Genomic DNA, 23,363 nt, shown 5'->3' with positions numbered 1-23,363 from the left:
ACCTCCCGGCCTGCCCCAGTCCCCCATGAGTGCCTCACCGCAGGGGCCGCGCCTCCGGCTCCGGTCCGGTCGGCACCGCCCGTGGGTGCCCGGTAGCACGGGCCGGTGGGTCAGGTCGCGGGGCGGTGGTCCTCGACAGCACGCTCCGGGCCGATCTCAGAGGTGGCCGAAGCGGTGGCCACGGACACGTGGCCCGCCTCGCCGCCGCCCTGGGAGGTGATCACCTTCGAGGGACGGTTGCCGCGGTCCAGGATGCCGCCGGTGACGGCCAGCGCCAGGCCTGCCATCGCGAGGGCCGCACCGACCAGGTTGGGGGCCGCCCAGCCCCAGCCCGCCGAGATGACCACGCCGCCGAGCCAGGCACCGGCCGCGTTGGCCATGTTGAAGGCGGAGTGGTTGGAGGCGGCCGCCATCGTCGGGGCGTCCTTCGCGTTCATCATCAGCAGCATCTGGACGGGTGTGGTGATGAGCGCGCCCATCGCGCCGATGAAGGTGACCGTCACCAGCGCCGGCACCGTGCTGTGGACGGTGAAGTAGAACGTCACCAGAGCGGCCGCCAGCAGGATGATCCCGGCGTACAGCGTCGGGCGCAGGGCCCGGTCGGTGAGGGGACCCGCCGCCAGGGTGCCGAGGGTCATGCCGACGCCGTAGAGGGCGAGGACCACGGTCGTCGAGGAGTCGGAGATGCCGGTCAGGTGCGTCAGCATGGGGACGAGGTAGCTGTAGACGGCGAAGAAGCCGCCGAACCCGACGACGGCGGTGGCCAGGCCGATGAACACCTGCCGGTTGCCCATCGCCCGCAGTTCCCGCCGGATGCCCGCCTGCGGGCCGCGCGGCTGGTGGGGTACGAGGAGGGCGAGCGCGGCGAGCGCGACGAGGCCGATGACGGCGACCCCGCAGTAGGCGTACCGCCAGCCCAGATGCTGGCCGAGGGCGGTACCGGCGGGCACGCCGACGATGTTGGCGATGGTGAGCCCGAGGAACACGCTGGAGACGGCGCGTGCGGCGCGCTCCGGGGCCACCAGCCGGGAGGCGACGACGGCGCCCACGCCGAACAGCGCGCCGTGCGGCAGTCCGGCCAGGAAGCGGGCGGCGAAGAGCAGGCCGAAGTTCGGGGCGAGCGCGGACGCCGTGTTGCCCACCACGAACAGTCCGGTCAGCAGGAGCAGCAGTCGCTTGTGGGACACCCGTGCGCCGATGCCCGTCAGCACGGGGGCGCCGACGACCACGCCGAGGGCGTAGGCCGAGACGAGGTTGCCGGCGTGCGGCACCGACACACCGACCCCGTCCGCGATCTGGGGCAGCAGGCCCATGGTGGCGAACTCGGTGGTGCCTATTCCGAACGTGACGACGGCAAGGGCCAGTAGAGCCAATGGCATGGTGGGTGAGCGAACCTTTCGGGGACGGTGGTCCGGGGACGGGGAGCGGAACGGGACCGGGAGCTGTCTTCGGCCTCCGGGGCCCGTCGCGCCGAGCACCCTTGCCCAGCACACCCCAAGAACGTTGCAGCGAGCTGGACCGGGTGTGCATTCCGCGATCGGCTCAAACAGCAGGGTGACCTGCGTCACCACGGCCTGCGGGGTCGGTTCGGTCGTCTTTTTGGCCTGGATGCGCTGATCAGAATCCGTAGCATGGTCGTGCTATGAAGGACGGGTGCCGAAGATCGTGGATCCCGAGCAGCGTCGCCGCGAAGTGGCGGAGGCCGTCTTCCGGGTCGTGGCCCGCGGCGGCATCCAGGCGGCCACCCTCCAGCACGTGGCCGCGGAGGCGGGGCTCGCCGTCGGCTCCGTACGGCACTACTTCGACAGCCACGCCGAGCTGCTCTGCGTCGCGGCCCGCGAGATGGTGCACCGCGTGGAGGCTCGGGTGCTGACGCGGCTGGAAGAGCAGAGCCACGGTGAGGATCCCCGCCGTTTCGTGGAGGCGATCGCGAGCGAGTTCCTGCCGCTCGACCCGGCGCGCGCCGACGAGACGGCGGTCTGGCTGGAGTTCTCGGTGGCCGCGCGTACGCACCCCGCCCTGGCCGCGATCGCCACCGAACTCCACGACGGACTGCGGGACATCAGCGGCCGGCTGCTGCGCCGGCTGGATGTGGCCGACCCGGTGGCGACGGAACACCTCGCCGCCGTCCTCGACGGCCTCGCCCTCAACGCGGCGCTCCACCCCGACCGTCTTGACCCGGACACGGTCCGCGCGGTCCTGCGACACCATGTGACGCAGCTGCCCGGCGCCCGGCGGGACGGAGCCGCGGACGCGCCCTGAACAGGGGCCGCCCGCAGGCCCGTCGGCGTCAGTCGCGGTCCGGGCGGACGGCGCGTCCGGCCACCGGCGGCCGCTTCAGACGCCGATGGCCTTCTGGCACTCCGCACACAGTCCCCACCAGGTGATCTCGGCCTCGTCGACGGCGAAGCCCAGGTCCTTCTCGGGCGTGAGACAGGGCGCCGCGCCCACACTGCAGTCGACGTCCTCGATCCGACCGCAGCGGCGGCAGACGAGGTGATGGTGGTTGTCGCCGACCCGCAGCTCGTACCGGGCAGGTGAGCCGGCGGGCTCGATACAGCGGACGAGCTCCGCCTTCGCCAGGTCTTCCAGGACGTTGTACAGGCCCTGCCGGGAGAGTCCGCCGGCCGCGGCCGGGTCCGCGCCGATGCGCGCCTCGAGGTCCGCCGCGGTGGAGTGCGGATGACCCTGCAGCGCGGTCAGCACCGCCCGGCGCTGGGCCGTGCTGCGCAGCCCCTTGCGCTTGAGCAGGTCACCCACCAGCTGCTCCATGGTCACTCTCCTCCGCAGATCCGGGCGGCGCTTCCGCGCGGGCACAGTGCCGGCGCGGCCCACGATACAACCCAGAGTTGACTCGGTCAGATCTGGGCGGACGCCCCTAGGAGCCCCTAGGAGGCTTCCGCCGTGCGGCAGGAGCCACAGACGAGACGCCGGGCGGGGCGGACGCTCGTCATGGGGATCACGCCGATCGGCCGCTGGACGGTCGTCCGCAGGATCCGCGAGTGGTCGGCACAGGTGAAGAGTCCGCAGCGGGTACAGGCGCCGATCCCGGTGGTGTCGTTACGCCCGTCCTGGGCGCAGTCGTAACAGTGCATGGTGCTTCCCGAAGAGAACTGGCCCACTCGCCTTGCGAAGTGGGGTGCGTGGTTTCCGCATCCCGCCGACGCCGCACTGCGCACCCTCGGGCAGTTGGAAGGCGTTTCCGGCCGGGATGGCCATGTGCCGCGACGAGCGTTCGCTCCCTGGGCACACGTCGAACATAGCCCGCCAGTTTTGACAGAGTCAAGTCTAGAGTGAGAAGAGAAATCGTCCGGGGGGTCTGGACCGCCCGCACTTGTTCACCTACTGTCTAGACATGCCTGGACAGGTTCACAAGCACCATCGCATCGCCCGCGTCCTCGCCGACGAGATCCGCGCCGGGGTCCATGCCGACGGCAGCCGGCTCCCCGGGGAGCACGCGCTCACCGAGCGGTTCGGCGTCAGCCGGACCACCCTTCGGCAGGCTCTTCAGGTTCTCGGCGACGAGGGCCTCATCGCCACCCACGCGGGGATCGGCTCGTTCGTCACCTTCGACGGGACGCCGATCGACAACCGCCTCGGCTGGACCCGGTCCCTGGCCGAACAGGGCACCGAACTCACCACCGAGATCCTCCGCTTCGAGGAGGTCGCCGATCCGGAGCTGGCCGCGCGGCTGGGGCTCACGTCGCACGCGTTCATCGCCCTGGACCGGGTCAGACGGCTGCCCGACGGGCCGGGCGTGTCGCTGGAACGCAGCCGGGTGCCGGCCAGCGGGAGCCTGGCCGGGCTGCCCGAGCGCGGTCTCGACGGCGGTTCGCTCAGCCGGGCGCTGATCGCGGCGGGCCGGATCACCGACTCCGGCGAGGGAGTCGTCTCGGTGCGCGGGCTGGCGGCGGACGAGGCGGTCGTACTGCACCGCTCCCCCGGTGAGTCCTTCCTCCGCCTGGACCAGGTGTACCGGGCCGCCGACGGCTCGGTCGTCGAGCAGGTCAGCAGTCTGCTCGATCCCGCCCACTTCGAACTGCACGTCCGCTCGGGCCATGGAGGCCGCTCGTGACCGACCGACTCGACCGCGCCCTGGGCGCCTTCTACGGACTCGCCCTCGGTGACGCCCTCGGCATGCCCACCCAGGTGATGTCCCGGGAGGACGTCGTCCGGGTCTACGGCACCCTCACCGGCTTCGAGGCCGCCCGGCCCGACAATCCGGTGAGCGCGGGCATGCCCGCCGGGTCCGTCACCGACGACACCGAACAGGCCGTCATCGTCGCCCGGCTCATCGACGAGGGCCACGGGCGGATCGATCCGCTGCGCCTGGCCCATGAACTGCTCGACTGGGAGAAGGAGATGAAGGCCAAGGGGTCCTTCGATCTCCTCGGTCCGTCCACCAAGGCCGCGCTGGACGCGGTGGCGCGTGGGGTCTCCCCCCAGGAGGCGGGCCGCAACGGCACGACGAACGGCGCCGCGATGCGCGTCACCCCGGTAGGGATCGCCTTCGCCGCCGAGCCGCTCGACACGTTCGTCGACCGGGTCGTGGAGTCCTGCCAGGTCACCCATGACACGACGATCGGCATCGCGGGCGCGGCCGCCGTGGCCGCCGCCGTCAGCACCGGAGTGGGCGGCGGCTCGCTCGATAAGGCCGTCACCGCCGCCGTGACCGCCGCCCGCGCCGGTGCGCGGCGCGGGCACTGGATCGCCGGAGCGGACATCGCCGCCCGGATCGAGTGGGCCTGGGAGCTGGTTCGGGACCTCCCGGAGGCCGAGGCCCTGGACCGTGTGGTCGCGCTCGTCGGCACCAGCGTGGCGAGCCAGGAGTCGGTGCCCGCCGCCTTCGCGGTGCTCGCCCTGGCCGACGGCGATCCCTGGCGGACCGCGCTGCTAGCCGCCAACCTCGGCGGCGACAGCGACACCATCGGCGCGATCGCCGGGGCGGTGGCCGGTTCGGTCGCCGGGCTCTCCGCGCTGCCCGCCGAGGCCGTACGGACCCTTCGAACCGTCAACTCCCTCGAACTGGAGCCTCTGACGGCCCGTCTGCTCACCTTCCGCTGATTCATCCGCCCTCACCAGGGGAGCGCGTCCCGTGCGCCGCCCTGGATCACGACACCGCCCGTCCTTCCGCACCGCACCCTGCAAGGAGGTTCCGTCATGGCCGTTTCGAAGACGAACGATCGCGTCGGTGCCATCGAGACCCGCGGGATCGAACCGGTCCCCGACAGTGAGCGCCACGGCCACGCCGGCCAGATGTTCTGGACCTGGTTCGCCGCCAACATCAGCATCCTCGGACTGCCGCTCGGCGCCACCCTGGTGGCCTTCCGCGGCCTGGACATCTGGCAGTCGGTGCTCGTCGCCGTCCTCGGCTCGTTCGGCTCCTTCGCCCTGGTGGGCGCCCTGAGCCTGGCGGGCAAGAAGGGCGGCGCCCCGGCTCTGACCCTGTCCCGCGCGGTCTTCGGGCAGCGCGGCAACGCGGGTCCGACCCTGATCACCTGGCTGAGCCGGGTCGGCTGGGAGACCATCTCCACGACCACCGCGGCCTACGCCCTGCTGGCCCTGCTCGACACGGCGTTCGGCATCCGACGGAACACCGTGCTCACCCTTGTCTGCCTCCTGGTCTTCATCGCCTGCACGCTGCTGATCAGCGGCCTCGGCCATGCCACCATCATGTGGATCAACAAGTGGGCCACGGTCGTCTTCGGCCTCCTCAACCTCATCGTGATGGGCTTCCTGATCTCGACCGTCGACTGGAGCAAGGTTCTCGACGCCCCGGCGGGGCCGGCCAGCGCGGTGGTCGCCGGCGTGGGGTTCATCGCCTCCGGAACCGGCATCGGCTGGGCCAACGCCGGTGCGGACTACGCCCGTTACCTGCCCCGCGCGATCCCGGGCCGGCGGCTCGTGGTGGCCTCGGCCTTCGGCGCGGGCATCCCGCTCGTGCTGCTGATCTCGCTCGGCTCGCTGCTCTCCGCGGGCGACCGGACGCTGGCCACCGCCTCCGACCCGGTCGCGGCGATCAACGCGATGCTGCCGACCTGGATGGCGATCCCGTACCTCGTCGCGGCCTTCGGCGGACTGCTGATGTCGAACCACCTCTCCACGTACTCCGCGGGGCTCACGATGATCACCCTCGGCCTGCGGGTGCCGCGCGCCTACGCCGTCGGCATCGACGTCGTGGTCATGTTCGCCGGCGGTATCTACTTCATGCTGATCGCCGACGACTTCTACGGCCCGTTCTCGACCTTCCTGACGCTGCTGGCCGTGCCCATCTCGGCCTGGATCGGTGTGGTCGCGGTGGACTCGCTGCGCGGCCGAACCTACGACCCGCAGGCCCTGATGGACACCACCCGCTCCAGCGCGTACTGGTACACGGGCGGCCTGCGCCTGCCCGCCGTGCTCGGCTGGGCCCTCGCCATCGTGGCCGGCCTGCTCTTCACCAAGGCGTCCACCAGCGCGGCCGACGTCTGGTTCGCGGGCCCGCTCTCCGACACCTGGTTCGGCGTCAACGGCCTCGGCTGGGCCGTCTCGATGGCCGTCGCCGCCGGGGTGTACGCACTCTTCGGCCGACGCGACACCCCGGTCCCCGCCGGCGGCGGCGAACCCGCCTCCGCGCGCCTCCAGGGAGCCGGACGATGACCGGCCGGGTGGTCCTCGCCGGGAACGTGATCGCCGATCTGGTGATCGAGGTGCCCGCGCTGCCGGAACGCGGCGGCGACGTCATCGGCACCCGGACCGAGACGACCGCCGGCGGCGGCTTCAACATGCTGGTCGCGGCCCGCCGTCTGGGCACGGAGGCCGTCTACGCCGGTCTGCACGGCACCGGACCGCACGGCGACCTGGTCCGCGCGGCGCTGGCCGCCGAGGGCATCGGGACGCTGCTGCCCGCCCGCACGGACCGCGACACCGGCTTCACGGTGGCCCTGGTCGACTCCGGCGGCGAACGCACCTTCGTGACCAGCTTCGGGGCCGAAGCAACCCTGGCCCCGGCCGACACGGCCGCCGTCGCGGCATACCTGCGCCCCGGTGACCTTCTCCAGCTCTCCGGTTACGGGCTGGCCCTGCCGGGCAACGGCCCGCTGCTGTCCGGCCTCACCGCCGCGCTGCCCGCCGGGATCACTCTCTGCCTCGATCCGGGGCCTCTGGTCGCCGACATCCCCGAGAGCGTCCTCGCCCCCGTCCTCGCACGGACCGACTGGCTCAGCGCCAACGCCCGCGAGGCGCGTCTCATGACCGGGCACGAGGACCCCCGCTCCGCGGCGGCGGCTCTTCGGCAAGGACTGGCACCGGGGGCCGGTGTGCTCGTACGGGCCGACAAGGACGGCTGCTGGCTGGCCGCCCCCGGTCAGCCGCCCGCGCACGTACCGGGGTTCCCGGTCACGGCGGTCGACAGCAACGGCGCGGGCGACGCCCACGTCGGTGCGTTCCTCGCCCTGCTCGGCCAGGGGCTCGACCCGCTGACGGCGGCACGCGGCGCCAACGCGGCGGCGGCCTACGCGGTGACCCGGCGCGGCCCGGCCACGGCGCCCGGCCGGGCGGAGCTGGCCGCGTTCCTGGCCGGCGACCCCCTCGCCGAGGCGATCTCCGGCACCGGGGACCGCTGAGACGCGGCGGCGCATCCTGACGGTACCGGCCGGCGACGAGGTGGCTGACATATCGTCATATCCCGTTGCGGGGCAAGGAATTCAATCAGGACCACTGGCGCAGCACACGTCCCACCAGATATCTCATGCCTCTGACAGCGTTGGCATCTCGTGTCAGAGTGAAGGGAAATCCCGTGCGACTGCGCCCCCTGCGCGTCCTGTGTTGTTCCGCCGTCCTCGCCCTGTCGGCACCGGCCCTGCTGCCGGGCACCGCCTCGGCAGCCGTCCCCACCGCCTCGGTCTACCTGCAGAACTTCGTCACCGGCCGCAACGCGGCCGACAGCGGTGGCACCGTGGCGGCCCACAACCCCAAGGGCAACGAAGACCACCAGCAGTGGACGGCCGTCGCGGTCGGCGGCGGCTATCAGCTCCAGAACGCCGACGAGTCCGGCACCTGCCTCGGACGCAGCGGCACCGCCGCGGTGACCGCCGCCTGCGGCGCGGACGGCACCACCTGGAGCATCACGGCCGGCGCCGACAGCACGTACACCGTCGCCGCCCCCGGCACCTCGCAGTACCTCACCGGCTCCGCCTCGGACTCCGGCGCCGTACAGCTCGGCTCCGGGGGCGACCTCGCCCGCTGGTACCTCACCCCGGTCTCCTACGCCACCACGGCGATGCCCTCCGCCGACACCCGCACCCTGGACCAGGTCACCTTCCTGACCGCGCACAACGCCTTCGCCAACGGCTCCGACGGCAACTTCGCCTCGTTCCCCGTCAACCTGTTCCCCAACCAGAACTACGGCATCAGCCGGCAGCTGTCCGACGGCGTGCGCGGCTTCATGCTCGACGACTACACGGTCTCCGGCCAGGCCGTGCTCTGCCACAACAGCTGCGACGGCGTGAGCAACCCCGTCCCGCTCGCCACCGACCTCCAGCGCATGGTCGACTTCCTCAAGGCCAACCCCGGCCAGTTCGCCACCGTCTTCCTGGAGGACTACGCCTCCTCCGACGTCCTGAAGTCGTCCCTGGCCTCGGTCAACGGCCTCTCCGACGTGCTGTACCGGCCGGACCAGGAAGGCGTGGCCGCCAAGGGCTGGCCCACGATGGCCGACCTCGCCGCCCGCGGCAAGCAGCTGCTGATCTTCAGCGACCGGACCCGGGCGAGCGACACCGCCAACGGCTGGACCACCCGCGACACCTTCGGCGTCATGTACCAGCGCGAATGGACCGTGGAGAACTACTGGTCCATGGGCGGCGGCCTCGGTGACTCCGACTGGTCCTGCTACAGCCGCTGGGGCACCGACAGACCCCTCACCACCGACTCGGCGGCCTTCCACCCGCTCTTCGTCATGAACCACTTCCGGGACTACCCGATCAGCTCCACCGCCGCCACCGACAACGGCAAGCTCCTCAACCGCGCCCAGAACTTCTGCACCCCCGCCGCCCGCAAGAAGCCCAACTATCTCGCCGTGGACCGTTACGACACCGGGTCACCGACCCCGCTCACGACCGTGGGCTCCCTCAACACCTACATCCTCACGCCGGGCCAGTGACCCGACTCATGTAGCGGCCACCGTTCTTCAACGGTCGGCAACACCCGTGCGACGAAGGGGTGTTGTAGGTAAACGCCTGGCCAACTCCTTCCGTGCGTTGGCCCGGAGTTCATCAGCCGCCCCTGATGCACCCCACCTCCTGGAGCCCACAGTGAACGGCGGCCCGTCCTCACGGCCGGGCCTGCCGTCACTCCCGCAAAGGTTCTCGCCCCCCGAGGACCTGAGAATGGAGCATCCATGGCCGAGTTGACCCGTCGCAGACTCCTGGGCTCCGCCGCCGGCGCGCTCGGCGGCGCCGCGGCCCTCTCCCTGCTGCCGCCCAGTGTCCAGCAGGCCGTCGCCGCCGGACCGCCGAAGAACAGCTCCCTGCACGACATCGAACACGTCGTCATGCTGATGCAGGAGAACCGCTCGTTCGACCACTACTTCGGCACTCTCTCCGGTGTCCGCGGCTTCGCCGACCCGCACGCGCTGAAGCTGGCCAACGGGCGGTCCGTCTTCTACCAGCCCGACGCCGTCAACCCCAAGGGCTACCTGCTGCCCTTCCACCTCGACACGCACACGTCGAGCGCCCAGGCCATCCCGTCCACCAGTCACGCCTGGTCGGTGCAGCACCAGGCCTGGAACAACGGCAAGATGGACCAGTGGCTGCCCGCCCACCGCAAGGCCGACGGCGTCAACGGCCCGTATGTGATGGGCTACTACACCCGCAAGGACATCCCCTTCCAGTTCGCCCTCGCGGAGACCTTCACCATCTGCGACAACTACTTCTGCTCCGTCTTCGGCCCCACCTGGCCCAACCGGCTGATGTGGATGACCGGGAGCATCGACCCGGGCGGCACCCAGGGCGGCCCGATCATCAGCAACGTCGCGCCCACTCCGTACCGCTGGACCACCTACGCCGAGCGCCTCCAGGCGGCCGGCGTCAGCTGGAAGGTGTACCAGGAGGAGGACGACTACGGCACGAACATGCTGGAGCAGTTCGCGACGTTCAAGAACGCGCAGCCCGGCTCCGACCTGTACGAGCGGGGCGTACGCCCGCAGCCGCACGGCACCTTCGAGGACGACGCCCGCAACGACCGCCTGCCGACGGTGTCGTGGATCTGCCCCACGAGCTACCAGTCGGAGCACCCGAACTACCTGCCGGCCGCCGGCGCCGACTACGTGGCGTCCAAGATCGAGGCGATCGCCTCGAACCCCAAGGTGTGGCGCAAGACCGCGTTCATCCTGAACTACGACGAGAACGACGGCCTGTTCGACCACGTGGTCCCGCCGACCCCGCCCGCGGGCACCAAGGACGAGTTCATCCAGGGCCTGCCGATCGGCGGCGGCTTCCGGGTCCCCGCCATCATCGTCTCCCCCTGGACGGTGGGCGGCTGGGTCGCCACCGAGGCCTTCGACCACACCTCCGCCCTGCAGTTCCTCGAACGCTTCACCGGTGTCGAGGAGTCGAACGTCAGCGACTGGCGCCGTGCGACCTTCGGCGACCTCACCTCCGCCTTCCGGTTCCGCGACGCCCGTCCGCGCCCGCCCCGCCTCCCCCACAACACGGCCGAGCAGCTGGCGAAGGCGAAGAAGGAGGTCGCCACCCTCCCCAAGCCCACGCTCCCGCAGGCCGACCAGAGCTACCCGCACCAGGAGAAGGGCCACCGCCCCCACACCTGACCGCCATCGCACCCCGCCGCCGTGGTCGGCGGCGGGGTGCCAGGCGAACGGGCCGTCCGTTCGGCGCGCGCCGAACGGAGTACGTTCTACGGCTTGGCGGCCGGCTCCAGTGCGCCCACCGCCGCGGCGGCCGCGGACGAGTCCTCGCCGTAGAAGATGTCGATGTCGACCTCTTCGCCGCCCATCGTCAGCGTGTCCCAGGCGCCGCTCAGGACGAGCATGCGCAACGTGGCGGGCTGCAGGGTGCGCAGGCGCTCCAGGATCGCCTCGTCGTCCGGCATTCCCTCCAGCCGGAGGGCCAGACGCGCACGGATGGCCTGCATACGCTCCAGCAGCGTCTTGGTGTCCGCCTCACGGTCGGGCTCGTCGGGGATCCCGTCGATGCCGTGGCCGATGATGTCCTTGATGGCCCAGGTGACACCCTGGTCGTCGGTGGTGACCATCGCCTTCCAGGCCCGGCTCTTGTGCCGGTACTGGAGCATCGACATGGCCGCCTCGTGCCGCAGGAAGTCCGCGTCCCGGAACGGCCGCCCGTGCCACGCCCCGTTGAGGGACCGGGCCAGCGAGATCGCCGAAGCCAGACCGCTGTTCAGGCCGCGGCCCGGCCAGAAGTGGATGGCGTTGGCCGCGTCCCCGAGGAGGAAGCCGTAGGTGCCCGGGGAGTTGGCGGTGGGCGGCAGCAACTCGGCGGAGAAGCGCGGGCGTTGCACCATGTCGAGGCGGAAGCTGGTGACCGCCGACAGGTCGTCGGACTCGACTCCGAACAGCGCCAGCCCCTCGCGCACCCGGCGCCACAGCGGTGAGCCCTTGACCAGCGCGGGCAGGAACAGCGTGCCGTGCGTCGCGCACTGGAAGTCGCCATGCTCGTCGCGGTCCATCAGGCACGGCCGGGAGGCGATGCACTCCTCGAAGACACGGCGGACCGGGTCGAGTCCGATGACCTCCGCGGCCTCGGCGTCGGTCAGCCGCATGTTGAGGAAGCCCTCGCCGCGCAGCGAGTTGAGGAGGAAGCGGTTCTGGGCGACGGTCAGCAGCACCGCCATGGGGTCGGTCAGGCCGGACTTCACCCGCAGGCCGAGGACGACGTCCTGCAGGTGGCGGCCGTCGAGGGAGTAGATCGACTCGTCGGCCTTGCCGAAGCGGGCGGCGAAGCGGTCCCGGGTGCGCGAGCGGCCGCCGTCGCAGATCGCCAGCACATGCTGGGTGGCGAGCGCCTCCTGCTGTTCCTCCGCGGTGAACCGGGCGGGTATCAGCCGGATCCGGTCCCGCTTCTCGTTCGCCAGCTCCAGCAGCCGGTCCTCGATGTAGGCGATGCGCATGTTGCGCGGGTGGTTGTCGCCGACCGAGTCCGGACCGGAGGGCCACATCTCGGTGAAGTGCTCCGGTTCGAAGAGGCGCTCCCGGACCTCCTCCGGCCAGGCGAGGTACTGGCGGCTCTGCACGGTCACCACCTGCAGACGCCGTACGTTGCCCTCGTCCGGGCCCTTCCAGACGACGTTCCGGCCCTGCTTGCGCCACCTGCCGTCGTAGACGGTGACCTGCACCTGGGGGCCGAGGAAGTGCTCGAGGAGCAGGGCCAAGGACAGGCCGACCGGGCCACCGCCGGCCACGGTGACGCGCAGGACGGGCCCGCTTTCGCTCTCCTGGGCGCCGTGCGTCACGGAGCGCGGGAGGGAGAGCGCCATCATCGTCTCCATGGCGTCCGCCACCTCGAAGCGGAACTCCTGGTCACCGAGGGAGATCTCGTCACCGGGCTGCAGCAGCCGGGACTCGACTTCCTCCCCGTTGACCAGAGTGCCGTTGCTGCTCTCCAGGTCACGCAGTACGTAACCCTTGTCCTCGTCGAAGACGATCTCCGCATGGAAGCGGGAGACGCTGAGGCTGGAGATGACGACGGTGTTCTCCGAGTTGCGCCCGAAGGTGACGCGGGTGTCCAGGACCGGGATGCGCTCCCCCGCCAGCAGACCTTCGAGTCCGACCAGCACCGGTGCCACGGCACTTCCTTCCACAAGCTTGTCATGTTGTTGAACCGGGACACCGATCATGCGCTACAGCGCGGCAGTTCCCAAAGCGGCGTGCGGGTCTGTCCGCCAATCGCCCCCCACCGGGGAGCATATACTTGCTTAGCCAAGTATTTCCAGTGCGCGCTTCGGTACAATCCCTGCCGATCTGGCGGGAGTTCGTCGGTTTTCGGCCAGTGTGGAAGCCGCCGCAGGAAAGCCGCGAACGGGCCGGGCGGATGCCGCCCGGCCCGCGTTTCCCTGCCGGCCCGTCAGGCTCAGGGTCAGTGGCCATGGCCGTCGGAGCGCTTGCGGTGCAGGGTGAAGTTCTCGAAGACGGACAGTTCGCCGTTCGGCTTGTTCACGTTGTAGTACGTGACGTGCATCCGGGTGGTGTCACCAGGGTGCCTGCCGGGGTCGACGGTGAAGGCGGCGAAGCCGTAGGGGTGTTCGGTGTCCCGGACGCCGATCCAGACCGCCTCCTCCTTGGTGTAGGTGGAGGTGCGCTTGCCGTTGAAGCCGGGGGTCGCCGACACGGACGTGATCACCTTGCCGGTGCCGTCCTTGAAGAAGCTCTGGTTGGTGGTGCCGGAGACTCCGCCGCCGCCGAGGATCATGTGCACGGTGCCGAGGCCGGTGTCGATGTCGTCGGTGGCCGTCGAGACCGGGTTGGGGGTCAGCGTCTCGGTTCCGCCGACCACTCCGCGGACGGCCAGGGAACGCTCGTAGTTGTGCTCGTGGCCGCACAGCACCAGATCCACGCCGTACCGGTCGAAGAGGGAGCCGTACTTCTGGCGCAGGCCCAGGTCGGCGCCGTTCGCGTCCGTGGAGCTGACCATGACCTGGTGCATGGCGACGACCACCCAGTCGATGTCGCTCGACGACCGGGCCGCCTTCAACTCTTTCTCCAGGAAGGAGAGTTGACGTCCCCCGGAATAGCCGTTGATGTAGACGTCGCCGCCGTCCTGGAGGCAGTTGTCGTCGTTCTGCAGCACGATCACCCGGACGGAGCCGGTCATGAACGCGTAGTAGAGACCCGCGAGTTCGGCGTCGGTCTCGGTGGACGGAAGGGAGAAGTAGGCCTGGTAGGCACCGAGCCCGATCGGACCGTTGGCCTTCTCGATCTCATGGTTGCCGGCCGCCGGCATCCAGGGGCGGAAACGGGCCGAGCGGGTGTTGTTGGTGAAGAAGTTGTTCCAGGTACGCACCCGGTCGACGTCCAGGTTGGCATAGCACAGGTCGCCGTTGAGCAGGTGGAAGAGCGGGGCGACCTGCTCGATGCCGGTGACGATGTCCTTCGACGCGGGAGTGGAGTTCGCGTCGAGCCCCACCGTGCCGTTCGCCGCCCAGGTCACCTGCGGAGCGGACTGGTCGCCGAAGCTGGTGAAGGTGACCGGCCGGCGGCCCTGCGGAGCCGTGCGGAACGTCCCGCTGTCGGGGGTCGCCCCCTCGTGCGTGGCGAGGTAGAGGTAGTCCATGTCCGGGGTGAGCCCCTTCAGCAGGGCGTGGTGGACGTAGACGGTGCGGTTGGAGGTGCCGTCGACGTAGGTGACGGTCTGGGCCTTCTTGCTGGATCCGAAGCCGTGCTCAAGGGTGCCGTAGCGCACGACGGGCTTGGTCACCGGACGGTCCGTGATCCACGACACCGTCATCCGGGTGCGCGGGTCCGCGCCGAAGGTCAGGTGCAGGCCCTGGACCGGAGGCGCTCCGGAGGAGTCCGCGGTGAGGTGGAAGGCCGGTGCGGCGAGCGGTGCGGCCTGTGCCGTACCCGCGCCGAGCAGCCCGGTCGCGGCGGCGCCCGCCCCCGCGGTCCCCAGCAGGCCCAGCGCGTGCCGCCGGCTGAACCCCTCCGAACCTCCCTCCGGATCCCCCGCCGATCTGCCCTCTGACCCAGCCCAACTGCCGCCACATGAACACCACATGGCCACCTGGCCGTCACACGTCAGGCATAAGGCCGCCAAGACCGACACATGCCGTCGTCTTTACCGGCAGCCGCCCTGGCCTTGACCAATCCGCCAATCCTGGACCCATCGGGTGAGACCCACATCACACAGGACTTCCTGTCACACATGGCCGGCCGCTCCGGTCATTGGTGTGTATCCGCTACACGGCAAGGAGATCATCGTGGAATCGCGTCTCGACTACTTCGGCCACCCGCTCGCGGGGAAGGTGCTGAGGCACATCAACTCGGCCGGCAAGGCCGTCTCGGACTCGACGCTGCCCACCGCGGTCCAGGAGCTGGTGAAGATCCGCGCGAGCCAGATCAACGGCTGCGGTTTCTGCACCGACATGCACACCAAGGACGCCGCCGCCGCCGGGGAGACCACGCAGCGCCTCAACCTGGTCGCCGCCTGGCGTGAGGCGACGGTGTTCACCGAGGCGGAGCGCGCCGCGCTGGAGCTGACGGAACAGGGCACCCGGATCGCCGACGCGGCCGGGGGCGTCTCCGACGAGGTGTGGGGCAACGCCGCCAAGCACTTCGACGAGGAACAGCTCGTCGCCCTGATCTCCCTGATCGCCGTCATCAACGCCTACAACCGCATCAACGTCATCAACCAGCAGCCCGCCGGGGACTACCAGCCCGGCCAGTTCGGGTGACCGACGCCCGCCACCGGGGGCCGGCCGCGCCTTCTCCTCGCTGCGGAGGGGAAGGCGAAGGCGCGGCCGGTCCACCGTCCCGTCAGTCCGTGGTGGGACGCGGGGCGCGCAGGTGGGCCCGCTCGGCCAGTTCGCTCTCGTCGACCAGCTCCAGCATGGGCTTGCCCGCTGCGCACATCATGGTCACGACGAACCGGGTCCGCGCATCCGAGAGAGCGTTGCCGTCCTGGTAATGGATCACATCACCACCCGGCTCCCAGAACGTCCCGCCGGCTTCGACCACCCGCTCGGACTCGCCCTCCAGCTCGAACCGGACGGCGCCCTCGAGGACGTACCCGAACGCGGGTCCCGAGTGGCGGTGCGGCGGCGTTCCCGGGTCTCCGGGCTCCCACTCGACATAGATGGTCATCGCCGAGGCCCCCTCGGGGACGGTGATCGGTGCGGCGTCCTGCAACACCGTCACCGCCGTCTTCCACCCCTCCGGACGGGGCTGCCCGCCGGGCCCGTGCGCTGCGTTCCTGTCCGACATGGTCTGGCACCTCCATGGATTCGTCGTCCCTCGGTACCGGCCTTCGCCACCGATGACCGGGTACACGGTGGATCTCTGCAACGGTGGGAACGGTTTATACCGTTCCGTGCCGTTCTGCGCGGTGCCAGCTTGTAGCATGATGATCCAACTCTGGAGGACATCGATGCGCGGCGGTGAGAACGGGGACTCGGGCTCCCTCGACCAGGCGACGAAGGACTTCCTCGGGGCGCGTCCCCAGCTCTTCGGTATCGCCTATCGGTTGGTCGGCAGCGCCGTGGAAGCGGAGGACATCGTCCAGGAGGCGTGGGTGCGGTGGCAGAACACCGACCGTGCCGGCATCCGCGAGCCGGCCGCGTTCCTGGCCACGGTCACCACCCGGCTGGCGATCAACTTCACCCAGTCCGCCAGGGTGCGTCGAGAGTCGTACGTCGGCCCCTGGCTTCCCGAGCCCGTCAACACGAGCTTGGACCCGCAGCTGGGCGCGGAACGCGCGGAGGCCCTCGACATGGCGGTTCTCCTCCTCCTGGAGAAGCTGAACCCCGTGGAGCGGGCCGCGTACGTGCTGCGGGAGGCGTTCGACTACACGTACGGGCGGATCGCGGACATCGTGGAGACGAGCGAGGCCAACGCGCGCCAGCTGGTGAGCCGTGCCCGCAGGCGTCTGGCGGCGGAGCGCCGGGAACCGGTGGACTCCACCGAGCACCGGCGTTTCCTGGAGGTGTTCCTCGCGGCGGCGCAGAACGGCCGTCTGTCGGTGCTCGAAAAGGTCCTCACCGAGGACGTGGTCAGCTACTCCGACGGCGGCGGTATCCGCGGGGCGTCCAAGATCCCGGTCCTGGGGCTCCCGCATGTCTCCCGGTACCTGGTCGCCTTCGCGCCGCGGTTCTGGCCCCAGGCGGACGTTCGCTGGGTCGAGGCCAACGGCCGGCCGGCCGTCCTGATCTCGGCCGACGGGCACGCGGTGGCGCTGCTGTCCGTCGACGTGTCGGCACGCGGCATCGAACGCATCATGTGGGTGATGAACCCGGCCAAGCTGGCCCCCTACGTGGCGTCGCTGGACGGCTGAGTCCCTCGCCCAACAGGCCGCACCCGGACGCGGCATCGGATGATTTTCCTCGTTCTCCCGGACGGGCTGTCACAGGCGGAGGAGCTGCCCGGTCTCTTCTGGTGCAGACACCAGAAAATCTCCGAGAGGAATTCCGTCATGAAGGTCGTCGTGATCGGTGGCACCGGGCTCATCGGCTCGAAGCTGGTCGGCAGGCTAGGTGAGCACGGGCACGAGGCGGTCGCGGCCGCGCCCAGCACCGGCGTCAACACCCTCACCGGCGAGGGACTGGCCGAGGTCCTCCAGGGCGCCTCGGTCGTGGTCGACGTGTCCAATTCGCCCTCGTTCGAGGACCGGGCCGTCCTGGACTTCTTCCGCACCTCCACGGCCAACCTCCTCCAGGCGGAGGCCGACGCCGGCGTGCGGCACCATGTGGCACTGTCCGTGGTGGGCACCGACCGGCTCCAGGAGAGCGGATACTTCCGGGCCAAGAAGGCCCAGGAGGATCTGATCAAGGCGTCCGGCATCCCGTACTCGATCGTCCACGCGACCCAGTTCTTCGAGTTCGCGAAGGGGCTGGCCGACGGGGTCACCGAGGGCGACACCGTGCGCCTGCCGGACGCCAGGATCCAGCCCCTCGTCTCCGACGACGTGGCCGCGGCCGTGGCCCGCGCCACGGTCGGCGCGCCGGTCAACGGCGTGGTGGAGGTCGGCGGCCCCGAGGCGTTCCAGCTCGAGGAGTTCATCCGGATGGCGCTGGACGCGACGAACGACCCCCGCAAGGTCGTCACGGACCCGGAGGCGCGGTACTGGGGTGCCGAGCTGCGGGAGGACACGCTCCTGCCCGGTCCGGACGCGAGCCTCGGCGAGGTCAGGTTCACGGACTGGCTCGCGGGGCAGCGCTAGGCGTCGACGGGTGGCGGCTCCCGTGAGGAGGAGGACGGGGGCCGCTTCCCGGCCGCCGAGCGCACTCGAGAACTCCGGGGCGTGCGCTAGCCGGCTGTATGGGGGCCCGTGCTCACCGGCTGTGTTCCGGTATTCCTGCTCGTGCCGAGTCGGACGGTGCCTTCCCCGTCAGGCCGGGACCGGCCGAGACCTGGGGCTTACGACGCGCCGACCAGCACCACGGTGACGCACAGCGCCATCGCCGCGGTGATCAGGATCATCGCGGTCAGCGTCCCGCGCAGCCAGTGTCCGAAGCGGGCGCGATGCCGCTGTTCCACCACGTCGATGCTCGCGGCGATGTGCTCCGTCACCATGCGGGCCACATAGCTCTGTTCCGCGAGATACCAGCGTTCGATGTCCGTCCTCTGGTCCTGCGTCAGTCCCGGCTCCTGCGCGGTGAAGTCCGCGACCCGCTGACGTGCCGCTCGCAGATGGGCCTGCCGGTAGAGGAAGTCCTGGATGTCGGTCAGGCCGCGCGCGGCCTCCTCGTTCGTGTCCATGGTGTGCTCCCCAGGTGAGGCGGCGGCTGTCCGGCCGGTCACTGTGGTACGGGCGCGGTGTACGCGCGTCAGCGCCGGGGAGGAGAGCAGCGCGCACGAACGGTCGGGCCGGAACTGGTCGGGCCGGCGATCTCGCGAACGCCGCGCAGAGAGCTGGAGCAGGCAACGTGAACGACCAGCGTGGCAACATCCGCGTGAAGCCGCAAGGGCACCGGCACAGCGGGCGGCCGGCGTGGTCCCCACGAAGAACTACGTCAATTGAAGGAGTCGGTCCCGGCGGTGGCCGTCTAGCTTTCTTCGCGTGGCCGCGACGGTCGGCCACGCCGAGGGAGAAGCCATGAGCGCGGAATCGCGGAACGTCGTTCTCGTCCACGGAGGCTTCGTGGACGGATCCGGCTGGCAGGGGATCTACGACGTCCTCAAGCGGGACGGGTACAACGTCAGCATCGTCCAGAACCCGACGTTGTCGCTGGAGGGGGACGTCGCGGCGACGCGGATGGTCCTCGACGCGCAGGACGGCCCGGTCGTCCTCGTGGGCCACTCCTACGGTGGTGCCGTGATCTCCGAGGCGGGCAGTCACCCGAAGGTCGCGGCGCTCGTCTACATCGCCGCGTTCGCGCCCGACAAGGGTGAGTCGGTGAGCACGCTCATCGCCGACCCGCCGCCCGGCGCTCCCGTGCCGCCGATCCTGCCGCCCAGGGACGGCTTCCTGTTCCTGGACCGCGAGAAGTTCGCGGACTCCTTCGCCGCCGACGTGCCCGCCGAACTGGCGGCGTTCATGGCCGACTCGCAGGTCCCGTGGGGCCTCGACGCCCTCAACGGCGCCGTGTCGGAGCCGGCCTGGCGGGTGAAGCCCAGCTGGTACCTCGTCGCCACCGACGACCGTATGATCCCGCCGCCGGCGCAGCGGGCGATGTCGGAGCGTGCGGGCTCGACGGTCGTCGAGGTTCCCGGCAGCCACTCCGTGTACGTGTCACGGCCGGACGCGGTGGCCGACCTGATCAAGCAGGCCGCCGCCGGTCACTGACCCCGCGGCGTCCGGCGTGCGGCCGGGATCCGGGCAGCCCCTGCGATCCCGGCCGCACACCGTATGCCCGGGGTGGCGCCGCGGCGCAGGGTGCGGACGCCGTAGGGAGACGCGCAGGGCCGGTGCCGCCGGCACCGGCCGGCTCCCGCAGGCACTCCTGGTCCCGGTCGGTCAGCTGTCGTAGTCGACCGTCAGTTTCTCGGAGACCGGGTACGTCTGGCAGGTCAGCACATAGCCGGCTTCCACCTCGGCCGGTTCGAGGGCGTAGTTGCGGCGCATGTCCGCTTCGCCGTCCGTGATCCGTGCACGGCAGGTGCCGCAGACGCCGCCCTTGCAGGCGAAGGGGAGGTCCGGGCGGATGCGGGCGGCGGAGTCGAGGAGTGCGGTGCCGCGCGGAAGCAGGGTGGTGGTGGAGCGGCCGTCCAGGGTGACGGTGACCTCGCTGGCCGGACCCGTCGCCGCCGCCTCCTCGTGGCGGAGGGGTTCGATCGGCTCGTCGGCGTAGAAGAGTTCCTGGTGGATCCGCCCGGCGGGGACGCCCAGCCCGGCCAGGACCTGCTGGGCGTCGAGCACCATGCCGTGCGGGCCGCACAGCCACCAGTGATCGGCGGCGGGGACGTCGATCAGTCCCGAGACGAGGGCGGCCAGACGGTCGCCGTCCAGGCGACCGGAGAGGATCTCGGCTTCGCGGGGCTCGCGGGACAGGACGTGGGCGAGGTGGAAGCGGGTGCGGTACTCGTCCTTCAGGTCGGCCAGTTCGTCGGCGAACATCACCGTGTCGGTGCGCCGGTTGCCGTAGAACAGCGTGACCCTGGAGCGGTCGTCGGCCGCCAGGACCGACTCGGCGATGGACATCATGGGGGTGATGCCCGAGCCGGCCGCAATCAGCACATGGTGGCCGGGCACCGTGAGGTCGGGGGTGAAGGCTCCGGTCGGGGCCATCACCTGCACGGTGTCGCCGGGCCGTACCTCGTGGACCAGCCAGGAGGAGAAGAGGCCGCCGGGCACCTCCCGGACGCCGATGCGGGGCGGTGCGCCGGCGGGCGAGCAGATCGAGTAGGAGCGCCGCTCGTCGCGGCCGTCGATCTCGCGGCGCAGGGTGAGCGACTGGCCGGGGCCGAAGGCGAACTCCTCCGCCAGGGCGGCGGGGACGTCGAAGGTGACCGCGACGGCGTCCTCGCACAGGCGCTGGACGGCGGCGACGCGCAGGGGATGGAAGGCTGGGCGGCGCCGGCGTGCTGTCGTCGCGGGGGCACCGGCGGTCGGTGCCATCAGCTCTGCCATCAGATCTCCTTGACGTACTCGAACGGCTCGCGGCAGGCCAGGCACCGCCACAGCGCCTTGCAGGAGGTGGCCGCGAAGCGGGAGGTCTCCTCGGTGTCGGCCGATCCGCAGCGCGGGCACGTGACCGTGCGCCGGGTCGGTGACAGGTTCAGCGGGACGGGACCGGTGGGGTGCCGCGGCGCCGCCCCGGGCGGGGCGATGCCGTGTGCGGCGAGCTTGCGGCGCCCTTCGGGGGTGATCCAGTCGCTCGTCCACGGCGGGTCGAGGACCGTACGGATCTCGACGCGGTCGAAACCGGCGTCCCGCAGGCGCGCGGCGACCCCGGCCCGCATCTCGGCCATGGCGGGGCAGCCCGAATAGGTGGGGGTGAGGCCGGCGACCACCGTGCCGTCGCCCTCGACCGTCACGGTCCGCAGCACACCGAGGTCGGCCAGGGTGAGCATGGGAAGTTCGGGGTCGGGGACCTGTTCGGCGATCTGCCGGGCCCGCCGGACGTCGGACAGGAGGGTCACCATGTCGCCTCCGGGTGCGCGCGGGCCACGCTCTGCAGCTCGGCCAGGAGCGGGGCGAGGTGTGCGGTGTGTCCGCCGTGCCGGCCGTGACCGGGCAGGGCCGTGGTGTGCGGCACGGGGAGTCCGGCCGCGTCGAGGACCTGCTGGAGATCGGCGAGGACCGCCTCGCGCACGTCCTGCGCGGCGAACAGTTCCTCCCAGTAGGGAGCCTGCGATTCCAGGGCGGTCAGCATGCGCGCGTGGGACTCCTCCGTGCCGTCGCCCAGGCGTACGACCCATTCGGCGGCGTACTGCCGGTGGTAGGTCAGCTCCTTCACGCCCTTGGCGGCGATCGCGGAGAGCACCGGGTCGGGTGCGGCGGCCAGTTCGGTGAAGTGGGCGAGGCGCCAGCTGGCGAAGACCAGCAGCCGCAGGACGGAGAAGGCGAAGTCGCCGTTGGGGAGTTCGGCGAGGCGTACGTTGCGGAAGTCGCCGGCGTCGCGGAAGTAGGCGTAGGCGTCCTCCGTACGGCCGGTGCCGTCCGTCTGGCCGCAGCGCGCGTACAGCAGCCGTGCCTGGCCGAGCAGGTCGAGCCCGATGTTGGCCAGCGCCACCTCCTCCTCCAGCTCGGGCGCCCGGGTGACCCATTCGGCGAGCCGCTGGGCCAGGACCAGGGCGTCGTCGCCGAGCGCCAGGCACTGGGCGGCCAGTGCGGCGGCGTCGACGCCCTCGGGTACGGCGGTGTCGACGCCGTACAGCGGGTCTTCGAAGCCGGTGCCGAAGGCCCAGCGGGCGTCGCCGTCGTCGTGGCCCTCGGCCAGCGACAGGTAGACGTGGTCGTCGCTCATCACCGGCTCCTAGATGTGCGGGACATCGTCGGGGATGTCGTAGAAGGTCGGGTGCCGGTAGACCTTGTCGGCGCTGGGGGCGAAGAAGGGGTCCTTCTCGTCCCGGCTGGAGGCGGCGATGTGGTCCGAGCGCACGGCCCAGATGCTGACGCCCTCGTTGCGCCGGGTGTACAGATCGCGGGCGTGGGTGAGGGCCATCTCGTCGTCCGCGGCGTGCAGCGATCCGACGTGGACGTGGTTGAGGCCGCGCTTGCCGCGGACGAACACCTCGTACAGGGGCCAGTTCTCCGAGTCGCTCATGCGACTGCCTCCTTACGTGCCCGGGCAGCCTGCTTGGCGGCGTGCGCGACGGCGGCCGCACGCACCCAGGCGCCCTCCTCGTGGGCCTCGCGCCTGCGCTGCATCCGCTGTGCGTTGCACGGGCCGTTGCCGCTGATGACTTCCTTGAGTTCGGAGAAGTCGGGGGTGCCGAAGTCGTGGCGGCCGCGCTCCTCGTTCCAGCGCAGTTCGGGGTCGGGCAGGGTGACGCCGAGCTTGGCCGCCTGGGGCACGGTCATGTCGACGAAGCGCTGGCGCAGTTCGTCGTTGCTGTGCCGCTTGATCTTCCAGGCCATCGACTGCGCGGAGTTGGGCGAGTCGTCGTCGGGCGGTCCGAACATCATCAGGGACGGCCACCACCAGCGGTCCACCGCGTCCTGCACCATCTCCCGCTGGGCGTCGGTGCCGCGCATCATGGTCATCAGCAGCTCGTAGCCCTGCCGTTGGTGGAAGGACTCCTCCTTGCAGATCCGCACCATCGCGCGGGCGTAGGGCCCGTACGAGCTGCGGCACAGGGGGACCTGGTTGCAGATGGCCGCGCCGTCGACGAACCAGCCGATGACCCCGACGTCCGCGAAGCTGGGCGTGGGGTAGTTGAAGATCGACGAGTACTTCTGGCGGCCTTCGAGGAGGCGCTGGGTGAGCTCCGCCCGGTCGATGCCCAGGGTCTCGGCGGCGGAGTACAGGTACAGGCCGTGGCCGGCCTCGTCCTGGACCTTGGCGAACAGGATCGCCTTGCGGCGCAGCGAGGGCGCCCGGGTGATCCACTCGCCTTCCGGCTGCATGCCGATGATCTCCGAGTGCGCGTGCTGGGCGATCTGCCGGACCAGAGTCCTACGGTAGCCCTCCGGCATCCAGTCGCGCGGTTCGATCCGCTGGTCGCGCGAGATCGTCGTCTCGAAATGGGACTCCAGGTCGTGCTCGGCGTCCCTTCCGGCCGCTTCAGTCATCTCCACCCACTCCCTACCGACCAT

At 70.8% G+C, this 23,363-nt stretch carries 23 protein-coding genes; 11 read left to right on the top strand and 12 right to left on the bottom strand.

All coding sequences use genetic code 11. The features are described from left to right. Positions 1-110 precede the first annotated feature (110 nt). Complete coding sequence (locus tag ACFWXC_RS11815) at positions 111-1,379, bottom strand: MFS transporter (RefSeq protein WP_384476897.1); 1,269 nt, start codon at positions 1,377-1,379, stop codon at positions 111-113. 274 nt (positions 1,380-1,653) lie between these two features. Here ACFWXC_RS11815 and ACFWXC_RS11810 point away from each other — a divergent pair, with 274 nt between their 5' ends. Next, positions 1,654-2,262, top strand: a complete 609-nt coding sequence (locus ACFWXC_RS11810; RefSeq protein WP_384476894.1) for a TetR/AcrR family transcriptional regulator — start codon at positions 1,654-1,656, stop codon at positions 2,260-2,262. A 75-nt stretch (positions 2,263-2,337) separates the two neighbouring features. Here the strand turns inward: ACFWXC_RS11810 and ACFWXC_RS11805 are convergent, their stop codons facing one another. Beyond that, positions 2,338-2,772 carry a Fur family transcriptional regulator gene (locus ACFWXC_RS11805; RefSeq protein ID WP_384476891.1) on the bottom strand — a complete coding sequence of 145 codons (435 nt, stop codon included), beginning with the start codon at positions 2,770-2,772 and terminating at the stop codon, positions 2,338-2,340. Positions 2,773-2,888: 116 nt separating this feature from the next. Then, on the bottom strand, positions 2,889-3,095 hold the full coding sequence (locus tag ACFWXC_RS11800; RefSeq protein ID WP_384476889.1) for a DUF2180 family protein: 207 nt from the start codon (positions 3,093-3,095) through the stop codon (positions 2,889-2,891). 260 nt (positions 3,096-3,355) lie between these two features. On the opposite strand from ACFWXC_RS11800, the gene ACFWXC_RS11795 reads away from it, so the two are divergent. The 6 genes from ACFWXC_RS11795 to ACFWXC_RS11770 all read left to right on the top strand — a co-directional run bounded on the left by ACFWXC_RS11795 (position 3,356) and on the right by ACFWXC_RS11770 (position 10,804). Continuing rightward, a complete protein-coding gene (locus ACFWXC_RS11795) occupies positions 3,356-4,075 on the top strand; it encodes a GntR family transcriptional regulator (RefSeq protein ID WP_384476887.1) in 720 nt (239 codons plus the stop codon). Further along, positions 4,072-5,064, top strand: a complete 993-nt coding sequence (locus tag ACFWXC_RS11790; RefSeq protein ID WP_384476884.1) for an ADP-ribosylglycohydrolase family protein — start codon at positions 4,072-4,074, stop codon at positions 5,062-5,064. Before ACFWXC_RS11795 ends, ACFWXC_RS11790 begins: the two co-directional genes overlap by 4 nt. A gap of 96 nt (positions 5,065-5,160) precedes the next feature. Beyond that, entirely contained in the window at positions 5,161-6,639 is a 1,479-nt protein-coding gene (locus ACFWXC_RS11785) for a purine-cytosine permease family protein (protein WP_384476881.1), read from the top strand. Further along, complete coding sequence (locus ACFWXC_RS11780; RefSeq protein ID WP_384476879.1) at positions 6,636-7,604, top strand: PfkB family carbohydrate kinase; 969 nt, start codon at positions 6,636-6,638, stop codon at positions 7,602-7,604. The genes ACFWXC_RS11785 and ACFWXC_RS11780 overlap by 4 nt, the downstream gene beginning before the upstream one ends. A gap of 179 nt (positions 7,605-7,783) precedes the next feature. Then, the gene (locus tag ACFWXC_RS11775; protein WP_384477298.1) at positions 7,784-9,139 is read left to right on the top strand and encodes an RICIN domain-containing protein; all 1,356 of its coding nucleotides are present in this window, start codon (positions 7,784-7,786) and stop codon (positions 9,137-9,139) included. Between the two features lie 237 nt (positions 9,140-9,376). Further along, the gene (locus tag ACFWXC_RS11770; protein ID WP_384476876.1) at positions 9,377-10,804 is read left to right on the top strand and encodes an alkaline phosphatase family protein; all 1,428 of its coding nucleotides are present in this window, start codon (positions 9,377-9,379) and stop codon (positions 10,802-10,804) included. Positions 10,805-10,890: 86 nt separating this feature from the next. Here the strand turns inward: ACFWXC_RS11770 and ACFWXC_RS11765 are convergent, their stop codons facing one another. Beyond that, complete coding sequence (locus ACFWXC_RS11765; RefSeq protein WP_384476873.1) at positions 10,891-12,798, bottom strand: FHA domain-containing protein; 1,908 nt, start codon at positions 12,796-12,798, stop codon at positions 10,891-10,893. Positions 12,799-13,088: 290 nt separating this feature from the next. Further along, the gene (locus tag ACFWXC_RS11760; RefSeq protein ID WP_384476870.1) at positions 13,089-14,726 is read right to left on the bottom strand and encodes a purple acid phosphatase family protein; all 1,638 of its coding nucleotides are present in this window, start codon (positions 14,724-14,726) and stop codon (positions 13,089-13,091) included. Between the two features lie 202 nt (positions 14,727-14,928). Between ACFWXC_RS11760 and ACFWXC_RS11755 the strand changes: the two genes are divergently transcribed. Beyond that, positions 14,929-15,402 carry a carboxymuconolactone decarboxylase family protein gene (locus ACFWXC_RS11755; RefSeq protein ID WP_384476867.1) on the top strand — a complete coding sequence of 158 codons (474 nt, stop codon included), beginning with the start codon at positions 14,929-14,931 and terminating at the stop codon, positions 15,400-15,402. Between the two features lie 82 nt (positions 15,403-15,484). Here the strand turns inward: ACFWXC_RS11755 and ACFWXC_RS11750 are convergent, their stop codons facing one another. Then, positions 15,485-15,931, bottom strand: coding sequence for a cupin domain-containing protein (locus ACFWXC_RS11750; RefSeq protein ID WP_384476864.1), 447 nt, complete (start codon positions 15,929-15,931; stop codon positions 15,485-15,487). Between the two features lie 163 nt (positions 15,932-16,094). Here ACFWXC_RS11750 and ACFWXC_RS11745 point away from each other — a divergent pair, with 163 nt between their 5' ends. Both ACFWXC_RS11745 and ACFWXC_RS11740 read left to right on the top strand, forming a co-directional pair. Then, positions 16,095-16,997 (top strand): RNA polymerase sigma-70 factor, encoded by a 903-nt coding sequence (locus ACFWXC_RS11745; protein WP_384476861.1) that lies wholly within the window; start codon positions 16,095-16,097, stop codon positions 16,995-16,997. Between the two features lie 138 nt (positions 16,998-17,135). Next, a complete protein-coding gene (locus ACFWXC_RS11740) occupies positions 17,136-17,882 on the top strand; it encodes an SDR family oxidoreductase (RefSeq protein WP_384476858.1) in 747 nt (248 codons plus the stop codon). 197 nt (positions 17,883-18,079) lie between these two features. Here the strand turns inward: ACFWXC_RS11740 and ACFWXC_RS11735 are convergent, their stop codons facing one another. Beyond that, positions 18,080-18,421 carry a hypothetical protein gene (locus ACFWXC_RS11735; protein ID WP_384476855.1) on the bottom strand — a complete coding sequence of 114 codons (342 nt, stop codon included), beginning with the start codon at positions 18,419-18,421 and terminating at the stop codon, positions 18,080-18,082. A gap of 337 nt (positions 18,422-18,758) precedes the next feature. Here ACFWXC_RS11735 and ACFWXC_RS11730 point away from each other — a divergent pair, with 337 nt between their 5' ends. Next, entirely contained in the window at positions 18,759-19,448 is a 690-nt protein-coding gene (locus tag ACFWXC_RS11730; RefSeq protein ID WP_384476852.1) for an alpha/beta fold hydrolase, read from the top strand. Positions 19,449-19,619: 171 nt separating this feature from the next. On the opposite strand, the gene paaE is transcribed toward ACFWXC_RS11730, so the two are convergent. From paaE to paaA, 5 genes are read right to left on the bottom strand one after another with little or no spacing between them, the layout of a single operon-like run. After that, complete coding sequence (gene paaE, locus ACFWXC_RS11725) at positions 19,620-20,720, bottom strand: 1,2-phenylacetyl-CoA epoxidase subunit PaaE (protein WP_384477295.1); 1,101 nt, start codon at positions 20,718-20,720, stop codon at positions 19,620-19,622. Positions 20,721-20,731: 11 nt separating this feature from the next. Continuing rightward, on the bottom strand, positions 20,732-21,247 hold the full coding sequence (gene paaD / locus ACFWXC_RS11720; protein WP_384476849.1) for a 1,2-phenylacetyl-CoA epoxidase subunit PaaD: 516 nt from the start codon (positions 21,245-21,247) through the stop codon (positions 20,732-20,734). Beyond that, positions 21,241-22,071, bottom strand: a complete 831-nt coding sequence (gene paaC, locus ACFWXC_RS11715) for a 1,2-phenylacetyl-CoA epoxidase subunit PaaC (protein ID WP_384476847.1) — start codon at positions 22,069-22,071, stop codon at positions 21,241-21,243. The genes paaD and paaC overlap by 7 nt, the downstream gene beginning before the upstream one ends. A 9-nt stretch (positions 22,072-22,080) precedes the next feature. Next, entirely contained in the window at positions 22,081-22,371 is a 291-nt protein-coding gene (gene paaB / locus ACFWXC_RS11710; protein ID WP_384476844.1) for a 1,2-phenylacetyl-CoA epoxidase subunit PaaB, read from the bottom strand. Then, entirely contained in the window at positions 22,368-23,339 is a 972-nt protein-coding gene (gene paaA, locus ACFWXC_RS11705) for a 1,2-phenylacetyl-CoA epoxidase subunit PaaA (RefSeq protein ID WP_384476841.1), read from the bottom strand. The genes paaB and paaA overlap by 4 nt, the downstream gene beginning before the upstream one ends. Positions 23,340-23,363: the final 24 nt, after the last annotated feature.

The sequence above is a fragment of the Streptomyces sp. NPDC058683 genome, assembly GCF_042716195.1.
Taxonomy (GTDB): Bacteria; Actinomycetota; Actinomycetes; order Streptomycetales; family Streptomycetaceae; genus Streptomyces.
Note: the sequence above shows the minus strand (reverse complement) of the source record. Positions and strands in the feature narration are given on the sequence as shown.